Consider the following 20,956-nt stretch of genomic DNA (forward strand, 5'->3'; position numbering starts at 1 on the left):
GCACCGGCCCGGGCGGTGGAACCGGTGGCACCGGTTCCACCGGTGCATGGTCGTCGGGCCCGGCGGCCGGGTGCGGCGACCCGGCGTCGGCCCGTGCGGCGGCAGACAAGTCGCTCCGCGGGCCCGCGGTGCGGGGGCCGTGGCGTTGCGCGGTGCCGAAGCGGAGTGGAAGGCTGGAGAACGGCACCGGTTCGGGGGATGCCCGGGAACCGTCGGGTTCGAGCCGGGTGAGATTTGTGCCCCGCGTGCCGGCGGTCCGCCGCCGACCGCGGTGGGAACGGGCCGCGCCCACCACCTGGAGGTACCCGTGAACAGCGCCGACGGATGGGGGGACGACGTCTACCAGCCGGACGGATCCGAGATCCAGGAGGACTCGGGGCTGCTCGACGCGGAGGACACACTGGTCGACGACGGTGTCGAAGATCCACTCGACCGGGGCTGGTCGCCCCCCGAGCGGCCGTGGGCAGTGGAGCACACCGGTGTGACGGCGACCGAGGGCCACCGGGGCGAGACACTCGACCAGCGCCTCGCCGAGGAGCTGCCCGATCTCGCCGTGCCCGACAGCGACGGCATCGGCGACTGCCAGGGCACCGACGGCGAACTGCTCGACAACGAGGTCGGCGACCTTCGCTCCGGCCGTCTCGTCGCGCCCGACGAGGGGGTCCATGAGGACGAGGAGAGCGCCCTCGTCGCCACCGACGTGGGTATCGACGGCGCGGGCGCCTCCGCAGAGGAAGCCGCGATGCACGTCGTGGACGAGGATTCCCTGCCCACCTGAGCCGGACCTCCCCCACCCGCCGACCGCCCCGCGCGAGGAGCCGCCATGCAGGACAAGCACCCCGACTACCACCCCGTGGTCTTCCGCGACCGCTCCGCCGGCTACGCCTTCCTGACCCGGTCCACCGCCACCAGCGACCAGACCATCGACTGGGACGACGGGGAGACGTACCCGGTCGTGGACGTGGAGATCTCCTCGGAGAGCCACCCCTTCTACACGGGCAAGGCCCGCACGGTCGACTCGGAGGGCCGCGTCGCCCGCTTCGAGCGCCGGTACGGCGGGGCCGGGCGGGACACCACCGGCGGCGGGGCGGCCTGATCGCGGACCGCCGGGCCGGCCGGCCCACGGGTCCGGCGGACGCGCCGGCCGCTGCGTCGGCGCGCTCGCAGCTCCGCCCGGGCCGTGACCCGGATCACCGGCGCCGCTCAGATCACGTTGAGCGCCACCGCGCAGCCCACTCCCCCGAGCAGCATGAACACCGGCATCAGCACCTTCAGCTCGATCCAGCTGCCCGCCCGGAACCGCATGGGCTTCGGCGGGCCCAGCGGGTACCAGCGCTTGCGGCCCACCGGGATCGGCCACAGGATCGGGCACCCGGAGACGGTCAGCGCGTCCCCGATGTCGTGCACCAGCGCACCCAGCACTATGGGCAGGCCCAGCCACAGGTACTCCTGGCCGGGCTCGGTGAACAGCCACCCGGCGCCGTTGCCCGGTTCGTCCAGGACGCCCGCGAGGATCCATGCGCTGGTCGCGGCCAGCAGCCACACCAGGACGTCGCTGCTGGACCCGCGGGCCGCCCGCCACAGCAGTCCCTCGATCGCCAGCACCATGTGCACGAACAGGATCGCCAGCACCGCCCAGCGGCCACCGGTGATCGCCAGGGCCGAGGCGCCCGCGCCTATCAGCACGGCCCACAGCCAGGTGTGCGTCAGCGTCCGGTGCCCGCCGGAGCGGCGCGGGTCGCCCTTCATCCTGGTGGCCTTGTAGACGGCGTAGGAGAGCTTGTCCACGATCTCGCACAGCCAGCGCGACACGGGTCCGAAGGCGCGCGAGATGGTGGCCGCCTTGTGGTCGAGGTCCGGAGCGAGGGCGGCACCGGCACAGATCAGGGCACCCACGAGGAGTACCGGCCAGGGCATCGTGTGCCCGGCCGCCGCCGCGGCGGCCCCGACGCCGAGCCAGGCCGCGGCTCCCGACAGTGAGTGTGCTGGTCCCATCATCGCCGTTGCCCGCCCCATTCCTCTTGTGCCGCTGTCCAGTTGACCGGGTGCGTTGACGCTCCGTCGGCGACACAGCGTAGCGGTAGCGATCTTCGTGCTCGCAGCCGATTCCCGCATCGGCCGGAACGCCAGGCAAGATGGGTGCGTGACCCTCATCGATCAGCTGCCGCCGACCGCCGACCCCGACGCCCTCTACGAAGCCTTCGAGTCGTGGGCGCAGGATCGTGGTCTCACGCTCTACCCCCACCAGGAGGAGGCGCTGATCGAGGTGGTCTCCGGCGCGAACGTGATCGTGTCGACGCCCACCGGATCCGGCAAGAGCATGATCGCTGCGGGCGCGCACTTCGCCGCGCTGGCCCGGGACGAGGTCACCTTCTACACGGCCCCGATCAAGGCGCTCGTGTCGGAGAAGTTCTTCGAGCTGTGCAAGCTCTTCGGCACCGAGAACGTCGGGATGCTGACCGGCGACGCCTCCGTCAACGCCGATGCCCCGGTGATCTGCTGCACCGCCGAGGTGCTGGCCTCCATCGCGCTGCGCGACGGCAGGAACGCGGACGTCGGCCAGGTCGTCATGGACGAGTTCCACTTCTACGCGGAGGGCGACCGCGGCTGGGCCTGGCAGATCCCGCTGCTCGAACTGCCCCAGGCGCAGTTCATCCTGATGTCGGCCACGCTCGGCGACGTGTCCTTCTTCGAGAAGGACCTGACCCGGCGCACCGGCCGGCCCACCTCCGTGGTCCGCTCGGCGAACCGCCCCGTGCCCCTCTCCTACGAGTACCGGCTGACCCCGCTCACCGAGACCCTCACCGACCTTCTGGAGACCAGGCAGGCACCGGTCTACATCGTCCACTTCACTCAGGCGCAGGCCGTGGAGCGGGCGCAGGCGCTGATGAGCATCAACATGTGCTCGCGCGAGGAGAAGGACCAGATCGCGGAGCTGATCGGCAACTTCCGCTTCACCACCAAGTTCGGCCGCACTCTTTCCCGGTACGTCCGCCACGGCATCGGCGTCCACCACGCCGGCATGCTGCCCAAGTACCGGCGTCTGGTGGAGAAGCTCGCCCAGGCCGGTCTGCTGAAGGTCATCTGCGGCACGGACACGCTCGGCGTGGGCGTCAACGTGCCCATCCGGACCGTGCTGTTCACGGCACTGACGAAGTACGACGGCAGTCGCGTCCGCACCCTGCGCGCCCGTGAGTTCCACCAGATCGCGGGCCGGGCCGGGCGCGCCGGCTTCGACACCGCCGGTCTGGTCGTGGCGCAGGCGCCGGAGCACGTCATCGAGAACGAGAAGGCTCTCGCCAAGGCGGGCGACGATCCGAAGAAGCGCCGCAAGGTGGTCCGCAAGAAGGCGCCGGAGGGCTTTGTCAGCTGGACGGAGAACACCTTCGAGAAGCTCATCGCCTCCGAGCCGGAGCCGCTGACGTCCCGCTTCCGGGTGACGCACACGATGCTGCTGTCGGTGATCGCCCGTCCCGGCAACGCGTTCGAGGCGATGCGCCATCTGCTGGAGGACAACCACGAGCCGCGCAAGCAGCAGCTGCGGCACATCCGGCGGGCGATCGCCATCTACCGCTCGCTGCTGGACGGCGGCATCGTCGAGAAGCTCGACAAGCCGGACGCCGAGGGCCGCATCGTCCGGCTCACGGTCGACCTCCAGCAGGACTTCGCGCTCAACCAGCCGCTGTCCACGTTCGCGCTCGCCTCGTTCGAGCTGCTGGACCCGGAGTCGCCGTCGTACGCGCTGGACATGGTGTCCGTCGTGGAGTCCACGCTGGACGATCCGCGGCAGATCCTGGTCGCTCAGCAGAACAAGGCGCGCGGCGAGGCGGTCGCCGCGATGAAGGCGGACGGCATCGAGTACGAGGAGCGCATGGAGCGCCTCCAGGACGTCACGTACCCCAAGCCCCTGGAAGAGCTGCTCTTCCACGCGTACAACACCTACCGCAAGAGCCACCCCTGGGTCGGCGACCATCCCCTGTCGCCGAAGTCGGTCGTCCGTGACATGTACGAACGGGCGCTGTCCTTCACGGAGTTGGTGTCCCTCTACGAGCTGGCGCGCACCGAGGGCATCGTGCTGCGCTACCTGGCGGGCGCCTACAAGACCCTGGACCACACCGTCCCGGACGATCTGAAGTCGGAGGATCTGGAGGATCTGATCGCCTGGCTCGGCGAGATGGTCCGCCAGGTCGACTCCAGCCTGCTGGACGAGTGGGAGCAGCTGGCCAACCCGGAGGAGATGACCGCCGAGGAGGCCCAGGAGAAGGCCGACGAGGTGAAGCCGGTCACCACCAACGCGCGGGCCTTCCGGGTCCTGGTCCGCAACGCGATGTTCCGCCGCGTCGAACTCGCCGCCCTCGACCAGGTCGAGGAACTGGCCGAGATGGACACGGAGACCGGCTGGGACGCCGACGCCTGGGGCGAGGCGATGGACAAGTACTGGGACGAGTACGAGGACCTGGGCACCGGCCCCGACGCCCGCGGCCCCAAACTGCTCGTCATCCAGGAGGAGCCGCAGAACGGCCTGTGGCGCGTCCGGCAGATCTTCGACGACCCGAACGGCGATCACGACTGGGGCATCAGCGCGGAGGTCGACCTCACCGCCTCCGACGCCGAGGGCCGCGCGGTCATCCGCGTCACCGCCGTCGGCCAGCTGTGAACACTGGAGCATCCCACCCATGACGAACCCGGCCGAAAGGCTCGTCGACCTGCTCGACCTGGAGCAGATCGAGGTCAACATATTCCGTGGCCGCAGCCCGCAGGAGTCCTTGCAGCGGGTCTTCGGCGGCCAGGTCGCCGGCCAGGCGCTGGTCGCCGCCGGGCGTACCACGGACGGCGACCGCCCGGTGCACTCGCTGCACGCGTACTTCCTGCGCCCGGGCAGGCCGGGCGTGCCGATCGTGTACCAGGTGGAGCGCATCCGGGACGGCCGGTCGTTCACCACCCGGCGGGTCACCGCGGTGCAACAGGGACGCACGATCTTCAATCTGACCGCCTCCTTTCACAAACCCGAGGAAGGACCGTTCGAGCATCAGCTGCCGCCGGCCCGCAAGGTGCCGGATCCGGAAGCCCTGCCGACGGTCGCCGAGGAGATCCGCAAGCATCTCGGTGCCCTGCCGGACCAGTTGGAGCGGATGGCGCGCCGTCAGCCCTTCGACATCCGTTACGTGGATCGGCTGCGCTGGAACGCCGAGGACGTCGACGGCGCGGAGCCGCGTAGCGCGGTGTGGATGCGCGCGGTGGGCCCGCTGGGCGACGATCCGCTGGTGCACACCTGCGCGCTCACCTACGCCAGCGACATGACCCTGCTCGACGCGGTCCGGCTTCCCGTCGAACCGCTGTGGGGTGCGCGGAACTTCGACATGGCCTCCCTCGACCACGCCATGTGGTTCCACCGCCCTTTCCGCGCGGACGAGTGGTTCCTGTACGACCAGGAGTCGCCGATCGCGACCGGTGGGCGTGGGCTGGCCCGCGGCCGCATCTACGACCTGGAGGGGCGTCTGCTCGTGTCGGTCGTCCAGGAGGGGCTGTTCAGGACCTTGTAGGGGCCTTGCAGCCGGAGCAGACGGACTCCTCACACCCGCGCGGGCCGGGGCTTTCTGCCGCGCAGCCATCCCCGCAGCCCCCGGGGCCGCTCGGGTGCCCTGCCCGCGGGTGGGCCGCAGCGGGGCGTGGCGGCCCTGTTTCGGGCCGTCGGCGTGACCGGCCGCAGCGGATGCTGGACGGGCTGCGCCGCGGGCCGCGGTGCGGACCGGTGGGCGCGGGCCTCCTCCACCGCACGCGCCAGGTCGTTCCTCAGCCAGCCGATCTCGTCGGGGTGTTCCGCCGTCATGATCTTCTCCGCGAGTTGTGCGGCGGGGGATCCCGGCGTGCCGTGTGCGGGCGGCCCGGGGCGGAAGCGGTGCAGATGGGAGCGTTCGTAGGGGTCAGGGACGATGTCCGCCAGGTGGGCGGGGTCGAGGAAGGCGGCCACGGCTCCGGCGCGCTCCCATGGATCGTCGGCCTGCCGCAGCAGGAATCCCAGATGGCGCCCGCGCCAGTTGCGGGCGCGCAGGTCCAGGCCCGCCGCGAGCTGGTCGCGCAGCCCCTCGGGCATTCGGCCCGTCAGCAGGGCGGCGCTCTTGCCGTCGGCCGCGAACTCCCGCAGTTCGTCGGCCAGATAGAGCCAGACCACGGCACGGTAACGGTTCACGTAGAAGTTCACGGGGGTCATCAGGCCCAGGCGTGCGAGCCGGGTGAACCGGCCGGCCGGCACGTCGACGAGGGCCGCGCCCGCCGTGGTGCTCACGGTCGCGACGCTCTCCCGAAGGCCCTCGGGGAAGCTCTGCGTCGCGCGCAGCCGGTCGATCTCCGCTCGTGCGACGCGACGGCCCGCGCCGCCCTCGCCCGGCATGGTCCGGATGCGTCCGAGATGCACGGCGAGCTCGAACTCGCGGCGTTTGAGGCCCAGTTCGCGTGCGGCACGGCTTGGGGCAAGGGTGTGGTGACGAGGTGGTGCGGCAGTGCTGCCCGGCATGGTGGTGCTCCCCCGTGGAGTCGGCGCTCACGCTGTGTGCGTTCGCTGTGACACCTGACGTTAGCCGTTCGGGCGGATGCCGTGGCAAGCCTGTGGATAACTCCACGCGACAGAGGAAATGCGCAGGTCAGTGGTCTGAGGCCGGACGGTGCTCGGGGTGTCGGGCGTCCACGCCGAGATGCTCGCCGACCCGGTTCACGAGCAGTGTCATCTCGTAGGCGATCAGGCCGATGTCCGCTTCGGCGCCGCTGAGCACGCACAGGCAGCTGCCGGAGCCCGCGGCGGTGACGAAGAGCACCGCGTCGTCGTACTCGATCATGGTCTGGCGCACGTTGCCCGCGCCGAAGTGGCGTCCCGACCCTCTGGCCAGGCTGTGCAGTCCGGAGGCTATCGCGGCGAGGTGCTCGGCGTCCTCACGACGCAGGCCCGTGCTCGCCCCCGCCACCAGCCCGTCGTTCGACAGGACCAGTGCATGTCGTACGTGTTCCACGCGCTCGCTCAGGTCGTCGAGTAACCAGCCGAGTCCCTGGTTCTGCGCCATGTTCCGTCTCCCCGCGCGATGTCTCCCCCCAGGCCGGAGGATCCCTCCGCCAGCCTTCCCCACGACCGCCGTCCCGGCAAGGAGGATGGGGGCATGGCAGAGAAGATGACCGATGAGGAATGGCGGGAGTTCGTCTCGTACGGCACCCGCACCGGCAAGCTGTCGACCGTACGCGCCGACGGGAGCCCGCATGTGGCCCCGATCTGGTTCCTGCTGGACGGGGACGAGGTGGTCTTCAACACCGGCAAGGAGACCGTGAAGGGGCGCAACCTGGCCCGTGACGCCCGGGTCGCCCTGTGCGTGGACGACGACCGGCCGCCGTTCCACTTCGTCGTACTGAGCGGACGGGCGCGGCTGTCGGAGGATCTCGGCGAGGTCCGGCACTGGGCGACCAGGATCGGGGCCCGGTACATGGGTGAGGACCGGGCGGAGGAGTTCGGCGCCCGCAACGGAGTCCCCGGCGAGCTGCTGGTCCGCGTTTCCGTGGACAAGGTGGTGGCGGTGCGGGATCTGGCGGGCTGACGGCCCGTCAGCCCACGGAGTCGAGGAGCCGGGCGGTGTGCTTGCGCCCGGCGTACTCGACCAGGCGGATCAGCACCTCCTTGCCGGAGTCACGGTCACGGGCGTCGCAGAGGACCACGGGTGTTCCCGGGGCGAGGTCGAGGGCGCGGGACACGTCCTGTGCGGCGTGACCGCGGGCCCCGGCGAAGCAGTTGACCGCCACGACGAACGGGATGCGCCGGTGCTCGAAGTAGTCGACCGCGGGGAAGCAGTCGGCCAGCCGCCGGGTGTCCGCGAGGACCACGGCACCGAGGGCGCCCTGCGCCAGTTCGTCCCACAGGAACCAGAAGCGGTCCTGGCCCGGTGTGCCGAAGAGGTACAGGGAGAGGCCGGAGCGGATGGTGATGCGCCCGAAGTCCATGGCGACGGTCGTGGTGACCTTGCGGTCCACGCCATCGATGTCGTCCACCGACTGGCCGGCTTCGCTCAGCAACTCCTCGGTGCGCAGCGGCCGGATCTCGCTGACCGCGCCGACCAGCGTCGTCTTGCCGACGCCGAATCCGCCGGCGACGAGTATCTTCAGCGCCAGTGCGGTCTCGTCGTCGACCGTGTCGTAGCCCTCGGAAACCATGATCACTTCCCTCCGGAGTGCCGACCGCGATCGACGTCCGTGTGCCTGGTCCGCATCATGACAACCACAACTCCGTTCCGGGGGCTTTGACATGATTGCGAGCTTCGTGACCGGCCCGCGCCCGGTTCGTTCCGCATCGTCATCTACAGTGCTCGCAATCCCGCGATGACCTCGCGCAGAATCCGTTCGTCGGGCAGCTGGGCCGGTGGCACCGGGCGGCTGACCGACACCCGGCCCAGCTCCAGCAGGTCGCCGAGCAGCACCCGGACCACCCCCACGGGGAGGTCGGTGCCTGCGGCGAGTTCGGCGACCGACTGTGTCTCCGCGCGGCACAGGTCGATGAGTGCCCGGTGTTCGGGGCCGAGCGTGTCGTCGTCGGCCCCGGACGCGCCGGGGTCGAGCGAGACGAGCGCGATCAGGTCGAACCGCACTCCGGTGGGGCCGGGTCTGGTGCGGCCGCCGGTCATGGCGTACGGGCGGACCAGGGGACCGGCCTCACCGTCGTACCACTGACTGCCCGGCTCCCGCGCTGCGCCCGTCGTGTCCTCGGTCATCGTCACTGTCCGCCTTTCCGGCTCATCCGGCCGCGGGCGGCCGGACGGTGGCGCGCGGCGGCGTGTAGAGGTGCTCACCGACCCGTCTGATCAGCCGCGCCATCTCGTAGGCGACCAGTCCGATGTCCGCGGTCACGGCGGTGAGGACGGCGAGGCACGAGCCGTCCCCGGCCGCGGCGACGAACAGGAATCCGTCATCCATCTCCACCATGGTCTGGCGCACCCCGCCCACGCCGAAGTGCCGGCCCGCGCCTTTGGCGAGGCTGTTGAAGCCCGACGCCACGGCGGCCAGGTGCTCGGCGTCCTCCCTGGCCAGGCCGGTCGAGGCGCCGACGGCGAGACCGTCGTTGGAGAGCACCACGGCGTGCCGTACCTCGCCCACGCGGGCCACCAGATCGTCCAGCAGCCAGTCGAGTTCGCCGGAGCGCCGGTCGGCCCCGGTGTTCGGGTCCTGGATCATGCGGGGTCTCCTTCGCTGCTGTCCCGGCCCGCTCCTCGGTCCGGGCCGGTGCCGCGGCCGGGTGGCCGGCCGCCGCCGCGCGCCCATCCCGCGCGGTAGGCGGCCATGCGGTCCCGTACGAGTTCGGGGGTGCGCCGATCATCGTCGGACTCAGGTGTCCGGTCCGGCTTCTCGGCCCGCTGCCCGCGCAGTTGCGGGACGAGGTGTGCCTGGCGCACCCGGCGCGGGAGGTCGTCGGCGGGCTCGGGGCCGTCCGTCGGGCGGTGCAGTCGCAAGGTCGTGACTCCGGGGGGCATGTTGTCGGTCGCCGGCCCGACTCCGGGGGGCGCGGTTCCAGTGGCCGACTCGGCTCCGGGGGGCGCGGTGTCGGCCGCCGGTCCGGGCTCCGCGCGGTCGGTGGCGACGAGGGCGAGCCGGTCCGCCGCCACGACGACGGCTGCCTGGGGCGGGGCGGCGCCGGCCACGCGCGCGTACGTGTGTTCCGTCTGCTGCTGCGTCTGTGCGGCGAAGCCGGCGGAACCGTCCGCCGCGCCGGTGTGCAGAAGGGCGGTCGGAAGCAGGACCACCGCGGTGGTGCCGCCGTAGGGAGAGGGCCGCAGCTGGACCTTGACGCCCTGGCGTGCCGCGAGCCTGCTGACGACGAAGAGGCCGAGCCGGTCGCTGTCGAACAGGTCGAGCGCCTCGGACTGCTCGATGCGCCGGTTCGCCTCGGCGAGAGTGTCCTTCCCCATGCCCAGGCCGCGGTCCTCGATCTCGACGGCGTAGCCGTTGCCGACGGGTTCGCCGGTGACGCGCACGCGCGTGTGCGGCGGGGAGAACTGGGCGGCGTTCTCGATCAGTTCGGCGAGCAGGTGGGTCAGGTCGGCGACGGCGGCGCCGACGACGGACGTCTCGGGGAGCCGGCGTACCTCCACGCGCGCGTAGTCCTCGATTTCGGAGACGGCCGCCCGTACCACGTTCGTGAGGGACACCGGCATCCGCCAGGCCCGTCCGGGGGCGGCCCCGGAGAGGATGATCAGGCTCTCCGCGTGGCGGCGCATCCGGGTGGTGAGGTGGTCGAGCCGGAAGAGGTCGCCCAGTTCGTTCGGGTCTTCCGAGCGGCGCTCCATGCTGTCCAGCAGGGTCAGTTGACGGTGCACCAGGATCTGGCTGCGGCGGGCCAGGTTGACGAACACACCCGAGATGCCGCTGGCGAGTTCGGCGCGCTCCACGGCGGCGTGCAGGGCGGCCCGGTGCACGGTGGTCAGTGCCTCGGCGACCTGTCCGGTCTCGTCCTCCGCGGGCGGCCCGGGCGGTGCCTCGGCCCGGATGTCGATCTCCTCCCCGGCGCGCAGCCTGCGCATGGCCTCGGGGAGTTTGCGGCGGGCGATCTCCAGGGCGTCGTTGCGCAGGCTCACCAGTTCCACGACGAGTCCCCGTCCGATGCGCACGGAGATGACGAGCGAGGTGGCGACCGCGATCAGGCCGAAGAGGACTGCCGCACCGGCCGGGGTGAACAGGCCGCGCGCGAACGGGTCGGCCCGGCCGGTGTCCGTCTCGATCGAGCGCATGCCGTCCCGCACGCGTGCGTGGGCGGCATCCCATGGGGTGTCGGGGGCCGCGCCGACCGTCCGGGCACCCGGATGACTCGCCAGAATCGCGTCCTCGACAGCCGTGACGGCCCGGTAGGCGCTGCTGTCGGCAAGGCCGAGCCAGGCGGTGCGCTGTGCGGCCGGGAGATCCGCGACGGCGGTCTCGGTGAAAGCGCGGCGCGTGCCGACCGCCGCGGTGAACAGCCGCAGCCGCTCGCCGTCGAGCCGTCCGGCCGGACGCGCCCCGGCGAACAGCGCGTCCTCCTGGGCCAGCGCCTCGCCCGCGCGGGCGAATTCGAGGAGCACGCGCGCGTCGGCGCCGAGATCGTCGGCCTGGACACCGGCGAGGGATCCGCCCACACCGAAGGCCGTGGCGATGGTCTTCGTGTACCGCGCGTACGCCTCGTCCCAGTCGACGCTGCGGTCGAGCACCGCCGTCCGCAGCGTGCGCAGGCGCTCGGCTCCGGTGACGAAGTCCGTGAGGCGGCGTGCGACGTCGGCGGGCAGCTCTCGGCTGTCGGCGACGGTGTGGTCGTCGCCGAGCCGAAGTCCGGCCACGGACCGGTCCGTTCGCGCGCCGAGTGTCTTGAGGCCGCCGCCCGATCCGGCGGCCGGGTCGCTCGCATAGCGGACCGCCGCCGCGCGCTCGGCCTGCAGGGCGGCCACGGCGGCGGCGACCGGGGCCCGCAACTCGGCGTCGATGTGCTGCGCCTGCCGCAGCCGGGCGACGTCCTGCGCGGTGCTGACGGTGGCGTAGGCCCACAGCGCGAGCAGGGAGACGACGGGGACCATCAGGAGGCAGACGACCTTGGCCCGCACGGTCCGCGGCCGTGTCCGCCAGCGCCCCGCGCGCGTGGGCGCACGCGCCGGCACGGTGCCCACCGGCTCGTCGGTGCCTTCGTCGGCGGGTGGTCCGGCGTGCGCGCGGCGACCGCGGACGGGCGGTGGGGACGGCGCCCGGGTGCCGGCCGTGGATGTCCTCCGGGGTGTGCGCATGGGCTCCTCGCTCGGTGGTGGTCCGGGGCGTGCTCGTGCCGGGTCCGGCTAGCGGGCGGTGGCGCTCTCGATGGGCCGCTGGGCCGAGGCGGACGCCTCGCGCTCCCCCGCCGTGGGCGAGAGCGCGACGAAGGCCGAGGTGAGGAACAGATAGGACCCGAGGCCGACGGCGAGGGGGAAGATGAACTGCATAGCCGTGGCCCCGGGCAGGACCGAGCCGGAGGGGGTGACGTGGACGGTCACCGCGAGCATGCCGGTGTAGTGCATGCTGCCGACGGCCGCCCCCATGACGAGCGAGGCGACGGTGACCGCGACGGGCGACTTGATGTTCAGTCCCGCCCACAGGGCCACGGTGGCCGCGACCACGGCGATCAGTACGGAGAGCGCGACGAGGACCGGGTCGTAGCCGACGTCGCCGTGCAGCCGTATCGCCGCCATGCCCAGGTAATGCATGCTCGCGACGCCCAGTCCTGTGGTGAGACCACTGAGGGCGAGGGCCCGGGTGCGGTCGCGGCCGTAGCCGACGGCGAACACGCCGGCCCAGACGACGACCATGGCGACGAGGAGGCTGAGGACGGTCAGCGGCACGTCGTAGCGGATGTCGGTGCCGCTGACCCGGAAGCCCAGCATGGCCACGAAGTGCATGGTCCAGATGCCGGTGCCGATCGCGGAGGCCGCGGTGGCGAGCCAGTTGCGGCGCGACCGGCCGGTCGCGGCGAGTGCGCGGACGGTACAGCGCAGTCCCAGCGCGGAGCCGATACCGGCCATCGCGTACGACAGCACGGGGGTCAGCCAGCCGAAGGCGGCGTGGTCCAGGTGTCCCATGGCCCCGGGACGCTAGCCGGAGCAGGGGCGCACAACGGGGGCGCATTTCGAAAGGTGTTGGAATATGACACAGAGATGGGATGGAACGATCGCGTCAGGCTCGAACATGCGCGCTGCGACATCCTTCGCGTCGTGCGGGATCATGCCAGACATGAGCGACGACCACACACGCGTACAGGAGTTCTTCACCGCCCGCGCCGCCGACTGGGACAAGAAGTTCCCGAACGACGGCCCCGCCTACGCGGCCGCCGTCGCCGAACTCGGGCTGCGGCCCGGGGACCGCGTGCTCGACGCGGGCTGCGGCACGGGCCGCGCCCTGCCGCCGCTGCGCGCGGCCGTGGGCCCCTCGGGGCTGGTCGTGGGCGCCGACCTGACCCCGGCGATGCTCCACGAGGCGGTACGCGCGGGCCGGGACCGGGACGGGCGGCTGCTGCTCGCCGACGTGACCGCGCTGCCACTGCGGTCGGCGGCCTTCGACGCCGCGTTCGGGGCGGGTCTGATCGCGCATCTCCCCGACCCCGCCGAGAATCTGCGGGAGCTGGCGCGGGTGGTGCGGCCGGGCGGCACGCTGGCCCTGTTCCATCCGATCGGCCGCGCGGCGCTGGCGGCCCGCCAGGGGCGCCGGATCACCCCGGACGACCTGCGCGCCGAAGCCAACCTTCACCCGCTGCTCGCCGGTTCGGGATGGCGCATGACGTCGTACGTCGACGAGGACGCCCGCTTCCTCGCCCTGGCGGTCCGGGAGGCCTGAGCAGGACTCCGCGCACGCTCGTCGGTCCGCGGCCGTTTCGCCCCTGTCCAGGCGGATAACTGCAGCTCCGGGTGTGAAGGAGAGTCGTGACAACCGCCTTCCGCTCGCACTAGGGTGCGCGCCGTTGGACGAACCCTGGGGAGGCTGGAATGGCCGGGACGGACGAGGAGGTCGTCGCCGCCGCGGACGATGCGCTGTATGTGCTCACGGCCGTGCTGCTGACACCGGCGCAGTTTCCGAGCGTGCTGGGCGACGACTACCCGGAGGCCTGCGCGGCACTCGGACTCGCGCCGCTGGCCGACGGGTACGGCCTGGTGCTCGGCCAGGACGGCGAGGGAGCCCGCTGGACGGTCGCCATCGACGACGTCTCGCTGGTCGCCGTCGCGATCGCGTCCTGGGACTGCGGCATGGAGTACGACCTGTCGCCGGACGAGCGCACGGTCGTCGCGGCCCTGCCGGGCTGGCCGCTCGCGGTCGCCGTCGCCGCACCGGGCGTGCCGGCGCCGCACGATCCCGCACCCGATGTGGCGGACGGCCCGCCGCTGGCCCCGCCGGACACCGGTACCTGGGGCCCGGCCCAGCGGCGGCTCGGCGCCGACGAGATCGCGTTGCAGTGGGCGGTCTGGCGGGAGCAGATCGACGACGCCGACTTCTCCCTGCCCGCCGCCGCACCGAAGGAGGCCGCGGAAGCGGCCCCAGAAGGCGCGGAAGGGCCCGCCGAAGGCCACCGCGGCGTCCGGCGCGTCCTGGCCGAGGCCCGCGCCTATGTGGCCGCACCACCGCCGATCGGCCGGGTCCGCTCGTCGTTCGCCCCGGGCGACGCCCGGACGCTGCGCGCCGACGGGCCCGGCTGGTCGATGGTGGCCCGCACCGACGACATCGCGTTCGTGCTGCTGGACGAGGAGCCCGGCGAGGTACTGCCGGTGGGCCGCGGCCCGGAGCTGCCCGGGCTCCTGGAGGCACTCGACAAGCTGGCCGTGCGCCCCAGTTGAACCCGTGGCAGCAGTCGCGCGGTGAGGTGGGACGGTGGCCGGGCCGCAGCAGCCGGTAAGTGACCAATGCGGCCGGCGGCGCCGAATCAGCGGCCCGGGGCCGGGCGCCTGCCGTGCGAAGTGCGGCCCTCGCCACCACCGGACCGTGCCGTCGACACGTCCGGGGGCGGCGAAGCGGTCGGCTTCCGCGCGCCGAAGGGTGACGCGCTGAGGCTCCGGCGCCTCAGCGGCCGAGTTCCTTGCGGGTCACTCGGCGCAGCCTGCGCCGCTGCGAGGGGTCCAGCGCGAGATACGCGGCGGCCGGAACGCCCACCACGATCAGGAACGCCACCCACCAGGGCAGCCATATCAACAGGATGAGCCCGACCGCCACACCCCCTGCGGCGATCTTCGCGTTCTTCGACATGTGCGTCGCCTCCTTCGCGGCCACTGCCGCTCTCTGTTCTGAAAACGGGCCCGTGCTTCCCACAGTTCCGGACCGCGACCCTGAGACGTCCCTGATACGCGACCCTTACGCACCCCCGAGGCCGGATGTCCGTGCCGCACATCGAGCACTGGCTGAAGTGACTCAGGTCACAGCCTAGCCGTTCGGGGTCGGCCGCGGACCTGGAGTAACCTCGGCGGCCGTGCCCCCAGTAGTCAAATTTGAGGAGTCGGGCAGAGCTGTGCAGAGCATCACCGCGGCCCCACCCCCCGAGTCGTCCGAACTGGCCCGCTGCCCCGCCGTGTTCGTACCGGCCGACCCCGCGCGTGCCGGCCACTTCGCCTTCTGGCGGCCCGACGGCGCCCATCCCCCCGCTCCGGGCTCGGGAGCCGTCGCGGACCTGGGCGTGGCAGTGTCCGGCGGGCACGGCATCGAGCGGGTGCGCGTGCCCGCGGTGCTGTTGCCGGTGCGCGCCGCCCTGCCGGTGCTCACACGCGCGCGTGTCGACCCGCTCGCCCATCGGGCCACCGCGTTCTGGGGCTCGGCCGGCCTGCTGGCCCTGCACTTCCTGGCCCGCGGTCTGCTGCTGCCCGGGCTCTCCCCGGCCGATCACGACGCCTGGCGGGTCGGCCCCCTGACCGCGCGGGACACGGAACTCGTCCGCGAACTCGCCGCGTCGATGCCGCCGGAGGCGCATGCCGTCCCGGTGAGCGACGCCGAGCCGCCTCGGCTGCCCGCCCCGGAGCGGTTGCTGCACGCCTTCCTGGACGCGGTCGCCGACACGCTCCCCCGCTCCCCCGCCGCGCCGCTGGTCACGGGCGGCCCGGCGTACGCGGCAACGCGGCCGCAGCATCTGCCCGGGCAGCGGGCCTGGGCCGACGGCGTCGCCGCGGGACACGACGCGGGCGTACGGCTCTCGCTGCGGATCGAGGTGCCCGGACTCGACGACACGTCCCACGACGACGCCCCGCAGCGGTTCCGTGCCGTCCTCCAGGTGCACACCGTCGGCGGTCCGGCGACCGTCGCGGACGCGGCCGAGGTGTGGTCCGGATCCGGCCCTTCGGGCCCGGCCTTCGGTCCCCACGCGCGGCTGGACGTCCTGCTGGCCCTGCGCCGCGCGGCCCGCGCCTGGCCGCCGCTCACGGCCCTGCTGTCGGCGACCGTACCGGACCGCGTCGAACTCGCCGACGACGAGATCACCGAACTCCTCGGAGCGGGCGCGCTTGCCCTGTCCGCGGCGGGCGTCGAGGTGCACTGGCCCAAGGAACTGTCGCGGGAGCTGTCCGCCCAGGTGGACATCGGCCCGCCGACCGGCGGGAGCGCACGGGAGGCGGCACGCGCGCAGGTGCCGTCGTTCCTGTCGGCCGACACCCGGCTCGCGTTCACCTGGTGGTTCGCGTTGGACGGCCGGGAACTCTCCCGCGAGGAGCTGGACGTACTGGCCGAGGCCGGGCGTCCCCTGGTGCGGCTGCGCGACCAGTGGGTGCTGATCGACCCGCGGGAGGCGCGTCGCGCCCGTGCGCGGCAGGACCGCGAGGTCACACCCGTCGAGGCGCTCGGCGCCGCGCTGACCGGCTCGACGGAGGTCGACGGCCGCCACGTCGACGTACGGCCCACGGGGTGGCTGGCAGAGCTGCGGGAGCGGCTCGCGGACCCCGAGGGACAGCAGCCGGTCGGTCCGCCCGCGGCACTCGCCGCCACGCTGCGGGACTACCAGCTGCGGGGGTTCACCTGGCTGGCCCGGATGACGTCCCTGGGGCTCGGCTGCTGTCTGGCGGACGACATGGGCCTCGGCAAGACCGTCACGCTGATCGCCCTGCATCTGCACCGGCAGACCGACCCCGCCGCGGCCGGCCCCACGCTCGTGGTCTGCCCGGCGTCCCTGCTGGGCAACTGGCAGCGGGAGATCGAGAAGTTCGCGCCCGGCACCCCGGTGCGCCGCTTCCACGGCCCGCGACGGACCCTGGACGCGTGCGCCGACGGCGAGTTCGTCCTCACGACGTACGGCACGCTCCGCCTGCAGGCGGGACGCCTCGGCGAGATCCCCTGGGGCATGGTCGTCGCCGACGAGGCCCAGCACGTGAAGAACCCGTACGCGGCGACGGCGCGGGCGCTGCGTTCCGTCGGAGCACGCGCACGCGTGGCGCTCACCGGCACCCCGGTGGAGAACAATCTGTCGGAACTGTGGGCGATCCTCGACTGGACGACCCCCGGGCTGCTGGGCCGCCACGGCACCTTCCGCGCCCGGTACGCGCAGGCCGTCGAGGACGGCCGTGACCCCGCCGCCGGGCAGCGGCTCGCCCGGCTGGTGCGACCGTTCCTGCTGCGGCGCCGCAAATCGGATCCGGGCATCGCGCCCGAACTGCCGCCGAAGACCGAGACCGATCACACCGTACCGCTGACCGGGGAGCAGACGGGCCTGTACGAGGCCCTGGTCCGGGAGACGCTGGAGGCGGTCTCCACGGCCGACGGCATGGCGCGCCGGGGGCTGATCGTGAAGCTGCTGACCGGTCTGAAGCAGATCTGCAATCACCCGGCGCAGTTCCTCAAGGAGGACACCGGCAGGATCGCCGGACGGTCGGGGAAGCTGGAGTCGCTGGACGAACTCCTCGACACGATCCTCTCCGAGGGGGCGGGCGTGCTCGTCTTCACCCAGTACGTACGGATGGCACGCCTCCTGGAACGGCATCTGGCGGCCCGCGGGGTGCCCGCGCAGCTGCTGCACGGCGGCACGCCCGTGACCGAGCGCGAGAAGCTGGTGCAGCGCTTCCAGGAGGGCGAGGTGCCCGTCTTCCTGCTCTCGTTGAAGGCGGCCGGCACGGGCCTGAACCTGACCCGGGCCGAGCACGTCGTGCACTACGACCGCTGGTGGAACCCGGCGGTGGAGGCGCAGGCCACCGACCGCGCGTACCGCATCGGCCAGACCCGGCCCGTACAGGTGCACCGGCTGATCGCCGAGGGAACCGTGGAGGACCGCATCGCGGAACTGCTGAACCGCAAGCGGGAACTGGCCGACGCCGTCCTCGGCTCCGGCGAGGCGGCGTTCACAGAACTGACAGACACGGAACTGGCCGCACTGGTGGAGCTGCGCGGGGAGTCGCGATGACCCGGTACGACGACGACACGGAGCGCACGTTCCCCGCGCTGCCGCCCGCGCGCGGGCGGGGCTTCGCACAGACGTGGTGGGGCCGGGCGTGGCTGCGCGCCCTGGAGGACACGGCGCTGGACGGGGCGCAGGTAAAGGCGGGGCGCAGGCTCGCGCGCTCCGGGGCGGTGGGCGCGGTCTCGGTGCGGCCGGGCCGGGTCACGGCGATCGTCCGGGACCCGGGACGCGCCGCGCACCGGGCCGATGTGCTGCTGCCGGAGCTCCCGGACGAACAGTGGGACCGGCTGCTCGACCTGGTCGTCGAGCGGGCCGGGCACGTGGCGGCGCTGCTCGACCGCGAGATGCCGCCCCACCTGGTCGAGGACGCGGCGGTCGCGGGGATCGAACTGCTGCCGGGACTGGGCGATCTGGAGCCCGAGTGCGACTGCGGCACCTGGGACCACTGCGGGCACACGGCGGCGCTGTGCCACCAGGTGGCGCGGCTGCTGGACGAGGATCCGTTCGTGCTGCTGCTGTTGCGGGGGCGGGGCAGACACGCCCTGCTGGACGCATTGCAGTCACGTACCGCGGTGCCCGAGGGACCGGTCGACGAGCCGGACGGAGTGGACGCCGCGGAGGCCTGGGCGGCCGGCGGCATCCTGCCGCCCCTGCCCGCCCCGCCCCCGCTGCCCGACGCGCCCGGCCGGCCGCCGTCCCTGGACGCCGAGGCGGCACCGGCGCCCGGGATCGACCCTGAGGCGCTCGCGTACCTTGCCGCGCGGACCGCCGCGGAGGCGCGTCGGCTGCTCGCCGGGGCGCTCCACGGTGCGCCGGGGCAGGCAAGGACCGAACCGGAGCTGACGGTGGGCCAGGACGCCGTGCGGCTCGCCGCGGGCGCCCCCGGTAGGGCCGTCGCGCACCGCCTGGCGGACGGTTCGGGCCGCGACCCGGAAGGTCTGGAGACGGCCGCGCGCGCCTGGCGCCACGGCGGCGCTGAGGCGCTGGCCGTGCTCGACGAGGAGTGGCAGTTGGAGGGCAACGCCCTGGCACGCGCGTGTGCCGCGCTGGACGCCGCCTGGGACGAGGACGACCGGCCGGCGCTGCGGCGGGCGGGCAACCGATGGACCGTGCACGGCGCGGGCGTGCAGCTGCGGCTGGGGCGGGACGGCCGCTGGTGGCCCTACCGGCTGCGTGGTCACTGGATCCCCGCGGGGGACGCGGCGCGGGATCCGGCGACGGCCCTCGCGACGGCCCGGCCGGCCCTTGAGGAGGAGCCGTCCGTGAGCCCTGACGGACCGGTGGCCGTGCGGGAGTGAGCGGCTGACGGTTCGTCGGCCGGGTTCCACGGCCCGGCGATTGGACGAGTGGGCGCCGCCCTGCGTTCATCCGGCAGTCGTACCGATTTCCCTCCGGGGCTCAAATCTGGCCAATGCCATCGAACTTGACCTCTGGAGGCCCGATGTCCTCGCACACCACCGGCCGGCGCCGAGCCCACCGTTCCGTCGTCACGGGGCTTCCGCTGGCCCTGGCAGCCGCCCTCGTGGCAACCGGCACGGCCGCGGCGGCGCCGACGGGGGCGGCGAAGGCCCATGTCGTCCGCACGGCGACGCTCGCGGACATTCCGCTGGGCACGTTCAGCAACGCCCTGCTGCCCGGCAGCGTGGCCGACGACCGGGGGGTGGACCTCGGCGGCATCGGCAGCGACATCTACCCCACGGGCCGCAAGGACGAGTTCTGGACGGTGACCGACCGCGGACCGAACGGCCAGATCAAGGTCGACGGCCAGAAGCGCCGCACGTTCCCCGTGCCCGGCTTCGACCCGGCGATCGTGAAGATCCGGCTGTCCGGAAGCAGCGTCAAGGTGCTCGACGCGATCCCCCTCACCACGTCCTCCGGCAAGGCCGTCACCGGGCTGTCCAACCAGAAGTCGCGCGACGAGGCGCCGTACACCTACGACGCCACGACGCTGCTGTCGTACAACCCGAACGGCCTGGACACCGAGGGCATCGTGCGGGCCGCGGACGGCACGTTCTGGCTGGTCGACGAGTACGGGCCGTCGCTGGTCCATGCCTCCGCGCGCGGCAAGGTGCTCACCCGGTACGTGCCCGAGGGGCTGAACCTGACCGGTGCCGACTACCCGGTGGTGGAGGCGCTGCCGTCCGTGCTGCTGCACCGCAAGGGGAACCGCGGCTTCGAGGGGCTGGCCCTGCTGCCCGGCGGTGACCTCGTGATGGCCCTGCAGAGCCCGCTCTCGCTGCCGGACGCGGCCTCCGGGGACGCCTCGCGCACGACCCGGCTGCTGCGCTTCTCGCCGAAGAAGAAGGCGGTCACCGCCGAGTACGCCTACCGGTTCGACCCGGTCGGCGTGGTGGACCCGGGCGAGGACGACACGTCCGAGCTGAAGATCTCCTCGGTGGTGGCCCTCGGCGGTGACCGGCTGCTGGTCGAGGAGCGCACCGACAAGGCGGCCCGCCTCCAGGTGGTGAAGCTGAGCCGCAAGGCCGACATCCTCGGCGGCCCCTGGGACGACGACACCACGTCGCCCTCGCTGGAGCAGCTGGACGACCCGGCCGCCGCGGGCGTCCCGGTGCTCGCCAAGCGGCTCGTGGTCGACCTCGGCAAGGTGAGCGGCTTGCCGGGGAAGATCGAGGGCGTCGCGCGCGTGGACCATGACACGCTCGCCCTCATCAACGACAACGACTTCGGGATGACGGACGGCTCGGGCGCCTTCGACGCGCAGGGCCGGCTCGTCGACAGCGGCATCGAGACGAGCGTGACCTACGTCCGGCTGCCCCACGGCATCTGACGGTCCCGCGCAGGAGAAGCACGGCGGTACCGACCGGACATCGGCACGCGCGCGTGGAGCGGCAGGAAATGCGCCGCCCCACGCGCGCGTGCGTTCAGCCCCGGACGCCGAGGAGGTGGTCCATGGCGAGTTGGTCGAGGTGTTCGAAGGCCATGCCGCGGGCGGCGGCGGTCTCGACGTCGAAGTCCTCGTAGGCGGTGCGGTCCGCGAGCAGTGCCTGGAGGCCGTCGGCGGCGGTGGGCCGGGCGAGCTGGTCGAGGCGGGCGGCCGTGAGGGCCTGCTGGACCTCGGGGTCGGCGCGGAAG

The 20,956-nt window shown here is 72.8% G+C and carries 19 protein-coding genes and 1 pseudogene; 10 read left to right on the forward strand and 10 right to left on the reverse strand.

Going from position 1 to position 20,956, the window contains the following annotated elements; all coding sequences use genetic code 11:
- Window positions 1–307: 307 nt before the first annotated feature.
- Window positions 308–778, forward strand: coding sequence for a DUF5709 domain-containing protein (locus CTZ28_RS44495; RefSeq protein WP_121895470.1), 471 nt, complete (start codon window positions 308–310; stop codon window positions 776–778).
- A gap of 45 nt (window positions 779–823) precedes the next feature.
- Complete coding sequence (locus CTZ28_RS44500) at window positions 824–1,096, forward strand: type B 50S ribosomal protein L31 (RefSeq protein ID WP_121895472.1); 273 nt, start codon at window positions 824–826, stop codon at window positions 1,094–1,096.
- 107 nt (window positions 1,097–1,203) lie between these two features.
- Here the strand turns inward: CTZ28_RS44500 and CTZ28_RS44505 are convergent, their stop codons facing one another.
- Window positions 1,204–1,998, reverse strand: a complete 795-nt coding sequence (locus CTZ28_RS44505; protein ID WP_121895473.1) for a metal-dependent hydrolase — start codon at window positions 1,996–1,998, stop codon at window positions 1,204–1,206.
- 145 nt (window positions 1,999–2,143) lie between these two features.
- Between CTZ28_RS44505 and CTZ28_RS44510 the strand changes: the two genes are divergently transcribed.
- Together CTZ28_RS44510 and CTZ28_RS44515 are read left to right on the forward strand one after the other, a co-directional pair.
- Window positions 2,144–4,657: a DEAD/DEAH box helicase gene (locus CTZ28_RS44510; protein ID WP_183154889.1), complete on the forward strand. Its 2,514-nt coding sequence runs from the start codon at window positions 2,144–2,146 to the stop codon at window positions 4,655–4,657.
- A 19-nt stretch (window positions 4,658–4,676) separates the two neighbouring features.
- Window positions 4,677–5,543: an acyl-CoA thioesterase gene (locus tag CTZ28_RS44515; protein WP_121895477.1), complete on the forward strand. Its 867-nt coding sequence runs from the start codon at window positions 4,677–4,679 to the stop codon at window positions 5,541–5,543.
- Between the two features lie 29 nt (window positions 5,544–5,572).
- Here the strand turns inward: CTZ28_RS44515 and CTZ28_RS44520 are convergent, their stop codons facing one another.
- Window positions 5,573–6,514: a DUF6397 family protein gene (locus CTZ28_RS44520; protein WP_121895479.1), complete on the reverse strand. Its 942-nt coding sequence runs from the start codon at window positions 6,512–6,514 to the stop codon at window positions 5,573–5,575.
- 127 nt (window positions 6,515–6,641) lie between these two features.
- Complete coding sequence (locus CTZ28_RS44525) at window positions 6,642–7,055, reverse strand: roadblock/LC7 domain-containing protein (RefSeq protein WP_121895480.1); 414 nt, start codon at window positions 7,053–7,055, stop codon at window positions 6,642–6,644.
- Between the two features lie 93 nt (window positions 7,056–7,148).
- Here CTZ28_RS44525 and CTZ28_RS44530 point away from each other — a divergent pair, with 93 nt between their 5' ends.
- Window positions 7,149–7,577 carry a PPOX class F420-dependent oxidoreductase gene (locus tag CTZ28_RS44530; RefSeq protein WP_121895482.1) on the forward strand — a complete coding sequence of 143 codons (429 nt, stop codon included), beginning with the start codon at window positions 7,149–7,151 and terminating at the stop codon, window positions 7,575–7,577.
- Between the two features lie 7 nt (window positions 7,578–7,584).
- On the opposite strand, the gene CTZ28_RS44535 is transcribed toward CTZ28_RS44530, so the two are convergent.
- From CTZ28_RS44535 to CTZ28_RS44555, 5 genes are all read right to left on the reverse strand, one after another.
- The gene (locus CTZ28_RS44535) at window positions 7,585–8,187 is read right to left on the reverse strand and encodes a GTP-binding protein (RefSeq protein WP_121895484.1); all 603 of its coding nucleotides are present in this window, start codon (window positions 8,185–8,187) and stop codon (window positions 7,585–7,587) included.
- 143 nt (window positions 8,188–8,330) lie between these two features.
- On the reverse strand, window positions 8,331–8,741 hold the full coding sequence (locus CTZ28_RS44540) for a DUF742 domain-containing protein (RefSeq protein WP_121895486.1): 411 nt from the start codon (window positions 8,739–8,741) through the stop codon (window positions 8,331–8,333).
- Window positions 8,742–8,763: 22 nt separating this feature from the next.
- Complete coding sequence (locus tag CTZ28_RS44545; protein WP_121895487.1) at window positions 8,764–9,201, reverse strand: roadblock/LC7 domain-containing protein; 438 nt, start codon at window positions 9,199–9,201, stop codon at window positions 8,764–8,766.
- Entirely contained in the window at window positions 9,198–11,768 is a 2,571-nt protein-coding gene (locus tag CTZ28_RS44550) for a sensor histidine kinase (protein WP_121895489.1), read from the reverse strand. Before CTZ28_RS44550 ends, CTZ28_RS44545 begins: the two co-directional genes overlap by 4 nt.
- Before the next feature lie 48 nt (window positions 11,769–11,816).
- A complete protein-coding gene (locus CTZ28_RS44555; RefSeq protein ID WP_121895491.1) occupies window positions 11,817–12,593 on the reverse strand; it encodes an MHYT domain-containing protein in 777 nt (258 codons plus the stop codon).
- Between the two features lie 151 nt (window positions 12,594–12,744).
- Here CTZ28_RS44555 and CTZ28_RS44560 point away from each other — a divergent pair, with 151 nt between their 5' ends.
- Window positions 12,745–13,344: a class I SAM-dependent methyltransferase gene (locus tag CTZ28_RS44560; RefSeq protein ID WP_121895492.1), complete on the forward strand. Its 600-nt coding sequence runs from the start codon at window positions 12,745–12,747 to the stop codon at window positions 13,342–13,344.
- A 149-nt stretch (window positions 13,345–13,493) separates the two neighbouring features.
- The gene (locus tag CTZ28_RS44565; protein ID WP_121895494.1) at window positions 13,494–14,336 is read left to right on the forward strand and encodes a hypothetical protein; all 843 of its coding nucleotides are present in this window, start codon (window positions 13,494–13,496) and stop codon (window positions 14,334–14,336) included.
- A gap of 223 nt (window positions 14,337–14,559) precedes the next feature.
- On the opposite strand, the gene CTZ28_RS44570 is transcribed toward CTZ28_RS44565, so the two are convergent.
- Window positions 14,560–14,742 carry a hypothetical protein gene (locus CTZ28_RS44570; RefSeq protein ID WP_067052638.1) on the reverse strand — a complete coding sequence of 61 codons (183 nt, stop codon included), beginning with the start codon at window positions 14,740–14,742 and terminating at the stop codon, window positions 14,560–14,562.
- Between the two features lie 259 nt (window positions 14,743–15,001).
- On the opposite strand from CTZ28_RS44570, the gene CTZ28_RS44575 reads away from it, so the two are divergent.
- The 3 genes from CTZ28_RS44575 (at window position 15,002) to CTZ28_RS44585 (ending at window position 20,651) form a co-directional block, all read left to right on the forward strand.
- Window positions 15,002–17,866, forward strand: coding sequence for a DEAD/DEAH box helicase (locus tag CTZ28_RS44575; RefSeq protein WP_121895495.1), 2,865 nt, complete (start codon window positions 15,002–15,004; stop codon window positions 17,864–17,866).
- Window positions 17,863–19,161, forward strand: a complete 1,299-nt coding sequence (locus CTZ28_RS44580) for an SWF or SNF family helicase (protein WP_121895497.1) — start codon at window positions 17,863–17,865, stop codon at window positions 19,159–19,161. The genes CTZ28_RS44575 and CTZ28_RS44580 overlap by 4 nt, the downstream gene beginning before the upstream one ends.
- A gap of 143 nt (window positions 19,162–19,304) precedes the next feature.
- Window positions 19,305–20,651 (forward strand): esterase-like activity of phytase family protein, encoded by a 1,347-nt coding sequence (locus tag CTZ28_RS44585; RefSeq protein WP_121895499.1) that lies wholly within the window; start codon window positions 19,305–19,307, stop codon window positions 20,649–20,651.
- Window positions 20,652–20,745: 94 nt separating this feature from the next.
- On the opposite strand, the pseudogene CTZ28_RS44590 reads toward CTZ28_RS44585, so the two are convergent.
- Window positions 20,746–20,956, reverse strand: a pseudogene (locus tag CTZ28_RS44590) (xylose isomerase); the annotation flags it as partial.

Origin of the sequence: Streptomyces shenzhenensis, from assembly GCF_003688995.1 — a bacterium.
Classification (GTDB): Bacteria; Actinomycetota; Actinomycetes; order Streptomycetales; family Streptomycetaceae; genus Streptomyces; species Streptomyces shenzhenensis_A.